Raw genomic sequence first — 3,297 nt, 5'->3', positions numbered from 1 at the left:
GCGCTCTCCGGGTACGTGGTCGACTCCGACGGGCGGCTGCTGGCCTTCGCCTTCGTAGCCAATGGACTGGAAGGCACCACGGCCGAGGCCCGGGCGGCCACGGACCGCGCCGCTGCGGTGCTGGCCGGCTGCGGCTGCCGCTGAACGGAATCCCCTGCGGGGAGCGGGCGGAATGCTTAGGCCAACCAGTTCTGACTGTCGGTGTTATGTGTTCTGATGGAGGCTATGGAAAGCAACCAGTCCAGCCGCCGTTCCAGCAACAACCATGTCCGCCTGGTCAATTGGGACCTGGCCGCCACGACGGCCGCCAAGCTGGCTCCTGCCGGCCCGAAGATGAGCGCGCGGGAGATCGCCGCCGCCGTCGCAAACCTGCGGGAACTGGCGGACCAGTCCGTGGAGCACGTCCACCGGATCACCGGGCTGGAGGCAGCCCGGGACCTGCGGGATTCCCAGGTCCTGATCGTGGACCGGGCAACCTGGGCCAAGGCCAACACCCAAAGCTTCGAGGCACTGCTGCAGCCCACCCTGGACCACCTGGCCGAAACCCGGAAGGACCAGCTCCAGCCCGCAGCGGCTGCGCTGAGCGGCACCGTGACGGGAGCCCAGTTCGGCACCATCCTGGCGTTCCTGTCCAGCAAGGTGCTGGGCCAGTATGATCCGTTTGCTGCGCTGGGCCGGGAAGCCGGCGCCGCCGGTTCCACCGGTTCGCCCGGTGCTTCTTCGGGGGGCCGACTGATGTTCGTGGCCCCCAATGTCATTTCCGTGGAGCGGGAACTCAACGTCGAGCCCGCGGATTTCCGGCTCTGGGTCGCCCTGCACGAGCAGACCCACCGTGTCCAGTTCGCGGCCGCGCCCTGGCTCCGGGACCACATGGTCGAGCAGATCGGCGAACTGACCGGAGGCCTGCTGGACAAGGCGGAGGGCCTGTCCCAGCGGCTCGGCCAGGTGGTGAAGAACCTGGGCGAGGCCGCCTCCGGCCGGGCGGACAGGCACGACGACGGTGTACCCGGCCGCCGCGACGGCGTGCTGTCCCTGCTCCAGGACCCGAAGGACAAGGAACGGCTGTCCCACCTGACAGCCGTGATGAGCCTGCTCGAGGGCCACGCGAATGTGGTCATGGACGCAGTGGACGCGCAGATTGTGCCGACGGTCAAGACAATCCGCCAGCGGTTCAACGCGCGCAGCAAGGACCGCGGAGCCCTGGAGAGGTTCCTGCGGCAGGTCTTGGGGCTCGAGGCGAAGATGCGCCAGTACAGCGACGGCGCCAAGTTTGTCCGCGGTGTGGTCGCCAAGGCCGGCATGGAAGGCTTCAACCACGTCTGGGCCGGTCCCGGCAACCTGCCCACGGAACCGGAGATCCACAAGCCGCAGCTGTGGATTGACCGGATGGGCCTCTAGTCCGTGGCCGGCACCGGCCTCCCGCCCGCCCGCAAGTCCCGGCTGAACCCGACCGTCGGAGTGGCCCGCAATCTGGTCCGGGACACGCTGGAACAGTACCTGCAGGGCCTGGACCTGCGGCAGCGTCCCGTGCGCCGGCAAGACGGTGCCGGTCCGCCGCTGGCCGAGGTGCCGCTGGTCCTGGTGGCCTGCAGCGGCGGACCTGACTCGCTGGCCCTGGCAGCGGTGGCGGGCTTCTTTGCCCGGCGCGGGCAGCTGCGGGTGGGGGCCGTCGTCGTCGACCACGGCCTGCAGGAGGACAGCGACCGCATTGCTGCCGGTACCGCGGAGGCACTGCGCGGAATGGGTCTGTCCCCGGTCGAGGTCCGGCGGGTGGCCGTGGCCACGGCCGGCATGGGGCCGGAGGCGGCGGCGCGGACCGCCCGCTATGCCGCCATTGACGCCGTCGCCGCGCAGCACGGCGCGTCCGCGGTGTTGCTGGGCCACACGCTGGATGACCAAGCCGAACAAGTTCTGTTGGGCCTGGCCCGCGGCTCCGGGACTCGCTCGCTGGCGGGGATGCGCACCCGCCGCGGGATCTATCTGCGGCCGTTCCTGGACCTGCGCCGCACCGACACCCTGGCCATCTGTGCCGCCGAGGGGCTTCAGCCGTGGCACGACCCGACGAACCTGGACCCGGCGTTCGCGCGTTCGCGGGTCCGCGCCGAGGTGATGCCGTACCTGGAGGAGCAGCTCGGTCCGGGCGTCGCCGAGGCCCTGCACCGCACGTCCCGCATCCTGGCCCAGGATGCGGACTACCTGGACGAACTCAGTGCGGCCGCCTACGCCGAGCTCGCGTCGGTGGGCGGGATCGCAGCCTCCGGCCGGCACGAGATCCATCTGCCGGAGCAGCGACTCCGGGAACTGCCGCCGTCGCTGCGGCAGCGCGTGATGGCGCGTGCCGCCGTCGAACTCGGCGGCAGCCAGCCCAGCTTCGAGCGGTTGCAGGCCGCCCAGGCCCTGCTCAACCGCCGCGGTTCGGCGGGCCCCATCCAGCTCAGCGGCAAGGTGAGCGTCCGCCGGCAGGTGCGCGGCCAATCCATTCCACATCAGGGCCGCAGCTATGGCAGTCTTATCTTTAGCAAGACCAGCGGCAGCAGCACGCCCTAACATCCAACAGCGGGAGCATTTGGTGGATTCCAACGACGTCCAGTCTGACCTCAAGCACGTTCTCTATACCCAGGAACAGATCCAGGCACGCATCGCCGAACTGGCGGCCGAGATCGACAAGGACTACGAGGGCCGGGATGTGCTGCTTGTGGGCGTGCTCAAGGGCGCGGTCATGGTCATGGCGGACCTGGCCCGCGCGCTGCACAGCCACGTCACCATGGACTGGATGGCCGTCTCCTCCTACGGTTCGGGAACGCAGTCCTCCGGCGTAGTGCGGATCCTCAAGGACCTGGAAACGGACCTGATGGGCAAGCATGTCCTGATCGTGGAAGACATCATCGACTCCGGCCTGACCCTGTCCTGGCTGAAGACCAACCTGCTCTCGCGCGGTCCCGCGACGGTGGAGATCTGCACGCTGCTGCGCAAGCCGGACGCCTCCAAGGTGAACATTGACGTCAAGTACGTCGGCTACGACATCGCCAACGAGTTCGTGGTCGGCTACGGACTGGACTTCGCGGAGAAGTACCGGAACCTGGATTTCATCGGCACGCTCGCCCCGCACGTCTACGAATAGGCCGGTACCGGCCGGCCGGTTCTGTTCCACCCCGTCCTGCAGGCTTGTCCGCCGAGAGGGAACTAATCGGAATTCCCGTGCGTGGAATAACGGAGTGGGTGTATAGCTAGATGGATAATACCCCGCGTTATCAACGCAGCTAAGCAGGAGGGACGGGGCACAGGCCCCTCAGAAGG

3 protein-coding genes and 1 pseudogene are annotated in these 3,297 nt (G+C 68.4%); all 4 read left to right on the top strand.

Annotated elements, in window-relative coordinates; genetic code table 11:
- Positions 1-144: pseudogene (locus AC5RW2_RS41770) on the top strand (D-alanyl-D-alanine carboxypeptidase); the annotation flags it as partial.
- Positions 145-225: 81 nt separating this feature from the next.
- Complete coding sequence (locus AC5RW2_RS41765) at positions 226-1,398, top strand: zinc-dependent metalloprotease (RefSeq protein WP_494031378.1); 1,173 nt, start codon at positions 226-228, stop codon at positions 1,396-1,398.
- Positions 1,399-1,401: 3 nt separating this feature from the next.
- Positions 1,402-2,547 carry a tRNA lysidine(34) synthetase TilS gene (gene tilS, locus AC5RW2_RS41760; protein ID WP_494031377.1) on the top strand — a complete coding sequence of 382 codons (1,146 nt, stop codon included), beginning with the start codon at positions 1,402-1,404 and terminating at the stop codon, positions 2,545-2,547.
- 22 nt (positions 2,548-2,569) lie between these two features.
- The gene (gene hpt / locus AC5RW2_RS41755) at positions 2,570-3,121 is read left to right on the top strand and encodes a hypoxanthine phosphoribosyltransferase (protein WP_494031376.1); all 552 of its coding nucleotides are present in this window, start codon (positions 2,570-2,572) and stop codon (positions 3,119-3,121) included.
- Positions 3,122-3,297 lie beyond the last annotated feature (176 nt).

The sequence above is a fragment of the Arthrobacter sp. B0316-1-20 genome (assembly GCF_059091865.1).
This window is presented reverse-complemented; position numbering and strand designations above follow the sequence as displayed.

Coding starts and splice junctions, on each gene's coding strand:
- AC5RW2_RS41765 (WP_494031378.1), top strand. CDS start 226: ATGGAAAGCAACCAGTCCAGCCGCCGTTCCAGCAACAACCATGTCCGC.